Source organism: Halomonas sp. BM-2019, assembly GCF_017584085.1.
Map to the genome: position 1 here is coordinate 2,306,630 of NZ_CP071922.1, position 5,698 is coordinate 2,312,327.

The window sequence follows — 5,698 nt, forward strand, 5'->3', positions numbered from 1 at the left end:
GGGCACGGGTTTCCATCAGGGAGTCTCCGTGGCTGAGGGCGCCGTGGCGTGAGCGGCCCGGGAGGCCGCGCGGCCACGGGGGCCGTGGAAGTAGTCGCGGATCCAGGCGTCGTCGCTGGCCTCGACCACCGCCAGCCGGTCGGTGATCAGCACCCGGCGCCGGGAGAGCACGGCGACGCGGTCGCAGGCGGTGTAGAGGGTATCCAGGTCATGGGTGACCAGGAAGACGCTGAGTCCGAGGGCGTCGCGCAGGGTCATGATCAGGCGGTCGAAGTCGGCGGCCCCGATGGGGTCGAGGCCGGCGGTGGGCTCGTCGAGGAACAGCACCTCCGGGTCCAGCGCCAGCGCCCGGGCCAGGGCCGCACGCTTGATCATGCCGCCGGAGAGCTCGGCCGGCATCTTCACGGCGGCCTCCGGCGGCAACCCGGTGAGCGCCAGCTTCAGGCGTGCCAGGTCCTCGGCGTCCTGCCGGGCCAGGCCCGCGTGCTCGATCAGCGGCAGGGCGACGTTCTCCTGCAGGTCCAGCGACGAGAACAGCGCGCCGCGCTGGAAGAGCACGCCGAAGCGGCGCTCCACCCGGGAGCGCTGGCGCGACGGGAGCGACGAGAGGTCCTCGCCGAACACCTCGACGCGGCCGGCGTCGGGACGCTTGAGGCCGACGATGCTGCGCAGCAGCACCGACTTGCCGGTGCCGGAGCCGCCCACCACGCCGAGGATCTCGCCGCGGTGGATGTCCAGGTCCAGCGCCTCGTGGACCACGTGCTGGCCGAAGCGGTTGGCCAGTCCGCGCACCCGGATCACCACGTCGCCTTTCGCCATCACCAGCCCATCTCCATGAAGAACAGCGCGGCCACGGCGTCGAGCAGGATCACCATGAAGATCGACTGCACCACGCTGGAGGTGGTGTGCTCGCCCACCGAGCGGGCGCTGCCGGTGACCTTGAAGCCCTCCAGGCAGCCGATCACCGCGATCAGGAAGGCGAACAGCGGCGCCTTGCCCATGCCCACCAGGAAGTGGCTGAGGGGGATGTCGCGCTGCAGGATGGTGAGGAACTGGGTGGTCGTGATATCGAGCAGGAAGATGCACACCAGGGCGCCGCCGAGGATCCCGGACAGCATGCCGATCAGGGTCAGGATCGGCAGGATCACCAGCATCGCCAGCAGGCGCGGCAGCACCAGCAGCTCCACCGGGTCGAGGCCGAGCGCGCGGATGGCGTCGATCTCCTCGTTGGCCTTCATGGCGCCGATCTGGGCGGTGAAGGCGCTGGCGGTGCGGCCGGCCAGCAGGATGGCGGCCAGCAGCACGCCGAACTCGCGCAGGAAGGCGAAGGCCACCAGGTTGACGGTAAATATGGTGGCGCCGAAGTCGCGCAGCACGGTGGCGCCCAGGAAGGCCACCACGGCCCCCACCAGGAAGGTGAGCAGGGCGACGATGGGCACGGCGTTGAGGCCGGTCTGGTGGATATGGGCCACCAGGGAGGTGAGGCGCCAGCGCCAGGGGCGCAGCAGGCAGGCCAGCAGGGTGGCGAGGGTCAGGCCGATGAAGGCGAGCAGCTGGCGCTGCTGGCGCCACAGGCCGCCGACCCGCTCGCCGATATCGACCAGCAGATCGCCGAGGGGAGAGCGGCGCGGGGGTTGCGGTTCCAGGGGCTCGCGCAGCACCCGGGCGACGGTGGCGAGCAGCGCCTGGCGCGCCTCGGGCAGGTCGGGCGCCCAGCGGGCCACGTCGGCCATCCGCTCGGCGCCGAGCAGCGCCACCAGCAGGCGGGCGCCGGCGGTATCCAGGCCGGCGAGGCCGGAGAGATCCACCGACTCGTCGGCGGCGGCCACCTCGGCGCCGCCGCGATGCGAGCGTACCAGGGCCTTGAGCGCGGCGTGGTGCTCGAGGGTCCAGCTTCCGCTGATGTGGAGTCGCCCGTCCTGGACGCGGAGCCGGCCGGGCGAGCTGTCGGTCGAAGCCATGGCGAGGGGTGTCCTTCTCGAGCGGGGGCTTCCCGGGGGCGCACCCCCTTGGCTCCATCTTAACGATTACCTACAGCCTTGTATGCCCCCTCCCGGCCCCGCCCGCTACTCGGGCGGGTTGCCCAGCGCCTGCCAGGCGGCGTAGGTGCTGAGGAAGACCCGCCCGGTCAGGTCGTCGAGGAAGTCGCTGCGCTTGAGGCGGTCCATCACCGGTCCCTTGACCTCGGCGAGGTGCAGGGTGACGTCCGACTCCTTGAGGCGGGCATTGATGGCGTCGAGGCTCTCCAGCGCCGAGGCGTCGATCAGGTTCACCGCGGAGCAGATCAACACCACATGTTCCAGCTCCGGACGGCGCACCACCAGGGCGTGAACGGTATCCTCCAGGTAGCGGGCGTTGGCGAAGTAGAGGCTCTCGTCGATGCGCAGGAAGGCGACGTGGCCCAGGGTCTCCACCTCGTGGCGCTGCACGCTGCGGAAGTGCTCGGTGCCGGGGATGCGTCCCACGATGGCGCTGTGGGGGCGGCTGGTGCGGTAGAGGAACAGGCCCACGGAGAGCAGCACCCCGCTGATGATGCCGGCCTCCACTCCCTCCACCAGAGTCAGCAGGATGGTCACCGCCATGGCCGAGAAGTCGGCCCGGGAGTAGCGCCAGGTCTGGCGGATCATCGGGATGTCCACCAGGGTGAGCACCGCCACGGTGATGGTGGCGGCCAGGGTGGCGATGGGTAGATGGTGCAGCAGCGGCGTGAAGGCCAGGGTCACCAGGCCGATGCCCAGCGCCGCGAAGAGCCCGGCCATGGGCGTCTGGGCGCCGGCCTCGTCGCTGATCACGGTGCGCGACAGCCCCCCGGTGACCGGCATGCCCGCCGAGAAGGCCGCCGCCAGGTTGGCCCCGCCCAGGCCGATCAGCTCCTGGTTGGGCGAGATGCGCTGGCGTCGGCGCGCCGCCAGCATCTGGGCCATGGAGATCGACTCCACGAAGCCCACCACGCTGATCAGCAGCGCCGGGATCAGCAGGGCGCGCCACAGCGAGGCATCGAAGCCGGGCAGGGTGAGGGGCGGCAGCCCGCCGGGGATGGCGCCGACCACCGCCACGCCGTGATCGGCCAGGGCGAAGTGCCAGCTGAGTCCGGTGGTGAACAGCACCGCCAGCACCGGCCCCGAGCGGGCCAGCAGGGCGGCGGTGGGGGCGCTCAGGCCCAGGCGGCACAGCTGCGCCTTGGCGTAACGGCGGCACAGCAGCAGAAACAGCAGGGTGCCCCCGCCCAGGGCCAGGGTCGGCCAGTGAACGGCGGCGAGGTTGGCGGCCAGGCTGACCAGCAGGGCGGTGGCGGTATAGCCGCTGGCCTCGATGCCCAGCAGGTGGGCGGCCTGGCTCGCGGCGATCAGGATCCCCGAGGCGGAGAGGAAGCCGGCGATCACCGGGTGGCTCAGGAAGTTGGTGAAGAAGCCCAGACGCAACAGGCCCATGGCCACCAGCATCAGCCCGGAGAGCAGCGACAGCACCAGGGCGGCCTGCAGGTACTCGGGCGTGCCCGGGGTCGCCACCCCGGAGAGGGCGGCGCCGGTCATCAGCGCGATGATGGCCACCGGGCCCACCGCCAGGGTGCGGCTGGTGCCGAGCAGGGCATAGAGCACCGCCGGCAGGATGCTGGCGTAGAGGCCTACCACCGCGGGCAGGCCGGCGAGCAGGGCGTAGGCCAGCGACTGGGGAATCACCATCACGGTGACGATCAGGCCGGCCAGGAGGTCAGCACCGCCCAGCCGGCGGTTGTAGTGGGGCAGCCAGGTGAGGATCGGCAGGTAGCGCTTGAGCATCCGTTCTTCGTTCGTTAGCGGGGCTGAGCCTAGAGACTAAACGATATTAGTGGTGGCGTTCAGAGTTGGTTAGCATCAGGTGAAATACGCCGGCAGCCGCCATACCCCACGACAACCGCAAGGACACATCATGAAACGCGAAACCATTGCCCTGCACCACGGCTATGCCCCCGACGACCAGCACTCGGTGGCGGTGCCGATCCACCAGACGACGTCTTTCTCCTTCGACAGCGCCCAGCACGCCGCCGACCTCTTCGACCTCAAGGTCGAGGGCAACATCTATTCCCGGATCATGAACCCCACCTGTGCGGTGCTGGAGCAGCGCGTCGCCGCGCTCGAGGGCGGCCTCGCCGGTCTTGCCGTGGCCTCGGGCATGGCCGCCATCACCTACACCATCCAGACCATCGCCGAGGCGGGCGACAACATCGTCTCCATCAGCGAGCTCTATGGCGGCACCTACAACCTCTTCGCCCACACCCTGCCGCGCCAGGGCATCGAGGTGCGATTTGCCGACAAGGACGACCTGGCCGGCCTCGAGGCGCTGATCGATGCGCGCACCAAGGCGGTGTTCTGCGAGACGGTCGGCAATCCCTCCGGCGGCGTGGTGGACATCAAGGCCCTGGCCGATCTGGCTCACCGTCATGGCGTGCCGGTGATCGTCGACAACACCGTGCCGACCCCCTTCCTGTGGCGGCCCATCGAGCACGGCGCCGACATTGTCATCCACTCGGCCACCAAGTACATCGGCGGCCACGGCACCACCGTGGGCGGCGTGATCGTCGATTCCGGCAAGTTTCCCTGGGCCGACCACGCCGAGCGCTTTCCGCTGCTCAATGAGCCCGACGTCTCCTACCACGGGGTCTGCTATACCCGGGACCTGGGCGAGGCGGCCTTCATCGGGCGCGCCCGGGTGGTACCGCTGCGCAACATGGGGGCGGCGCTCTCCGCCCAGGCGGCCTGGAACCTGCTGCAGGGGCTCGAGACCCTGGCACTGCGCATCGAGCGGATCTGCGACAACGCCCAGCGGGTGGCCGAGTATCTGGAGGGCCACCCCGCGGTGACCTGGGTCCAGTATGCCGGGCTGCCGAACCACAAGGATCACGCCCTGGCGCAGGAATACATGGGCGGCCGCGCCTCGGGGATCCTCAGCTTCGGCATCCAGGGCGGCCGCGAGGCGGGGACGCGCTTCTACGATGCCCTGGGCATGATCCTGCGCCTGGTCAACATCGGCGATGCCAAGACCTGCTCGTCGATCCCGGCCTCCACCACCCACCGGCAGCTCAACGACGAGGAGCTGGTCAAGGCGGGCGTGACGCCGGACATGGTTCGCCTCTCCATCGGCATCGAGCATATCGACGATATCCTCGCCGACCTCGACCAGGCGCTGGCCGCCAGCCAGGCGTGAAGCGGGGGCCTCAGCGCAGCTGGTGCATGAAGCGGTGGTCCAGCCAGCGCTTCCAGAGCAGGGCGCCGCGGCCGGCCCACCAGTGCCGGCCGTGGATCGCCAGGCCGAGGCCCAGGCCCAGATCGAGGATAGCCAGGGCGCGCGGCTGGGGGTGATAGGGCCTCAGCGGCCGACCCGCCAGGCGGGCGGCGAGGTTGTCCAGCAGCACCGGGGCCTGCCTGACCCCGTAGACCCCGAGTCTCGGCAGCAGGTGGTCGCGCAGGGCCGCGCAGTCGCCGGCGGCGAAGATATCGGGGTCGCCCAGGCTCTGCAGGGTGTCCGCCACGGCGAGGCCTCGCTCCGGGTAGAGGGGCAGCCCCAGGGTCGCCAGGACGCCGGGCGGCACCAGCCCCCCGGCCTGGATCAGGTGGTCTGCCTCGAGCAGGCTGAGGCTGTCCTCGCCGCCACGGGTGGCATCCCGGCGTACCCCCACCCCGCCGCCCAGCGGGCCGACGACCTCGGCGTTGGTCATCAT

5 protein-coding genes are annotated in these 5,698 nt (G+C 70.6%); 1 reads left to right on the forward strand and 4 read right to left on the reverse strand.

Features of this window, described 5'->3' with window-relative positions:
• Positions 1-15 precede the first annotated feature (15 nt).
• The 3 genes from J5F18_RS11465 to sulP all read right to left on the reverse strand — a co-directional run bounded on the left by J5F18_RS11465 (position 16) and on the right by sulP (position 3,779).
• A complete protein-coding gene (locus J5F18_RS11465; protein ID WP_346298760.1) occupies positions 16-819 on the reverse strand; it encodes an ATP-binding cassette domain-containing protein in 804 nt (267 codons plus the stop codon).
• Positions 819-1,961 carry an ABC transporter permease gene (locus tag J5F18_RS11470; protein WP_346298761.1) on the reverse strand — a complete coding sequence of 381 codons (1,143 nt, stop codon included), beginning with the start codon at positions 1,959-1,961 and terminating at the stop codon, positions 819-821. Before J5F18_RS11470 ends, J5F18_RS11465 begins: the two co-directional genes overlap by 1 nt.
• A 105-nt stretch (positions 1,962-2,066) precedes the next feature.
• The gene (gene sulP, locus J5F18_RS11475; protein ID WP_346298762.1) at positions 2,067-3,779 is read right to left on the reverse strand and encodes a sulfate permease; all 1,713 of its coding nucleotides are present in this window, start codon (positions 3,777-3,779) and stop codon (positions 2,067-2,069) included.
• A 130-nt stretch (positions 3,780-3,909) separates the two neighbouring features.
• Here sulP and J5F18_RS11480 point away from each other — a divergent pair, with 130 nt between their 5' ends.
• Positions 3,910-5,184 carry an aminotransferase class I/II-fold pyridoxal phosphate-dependent enzyme gene (locus tag J5F18_RS11480; protein ID WP_346298763.1) on the forward strand — a complete coding sequence of 425 codons (1,275 nt, stop codon included), beginning with the start codon at positions 3,910-3,912 and terminating at the stop codon, positions 5,182-5,184.
• Between the two features lie 10 nt (positions 5,185-5,194).
• Here the strand turns inward: J5F18_RS11480 and J5F18_RS11485 are convergent.
• Positions 5,195-5,698, reverse strand: a 504-nt coding sequence (locus tag J5F18_RS11485) for an FAD-dependent oxidoreductase (RefSeq protein WP_346298764.1), incomplete at its 5' end; no start/stop codon positions are given.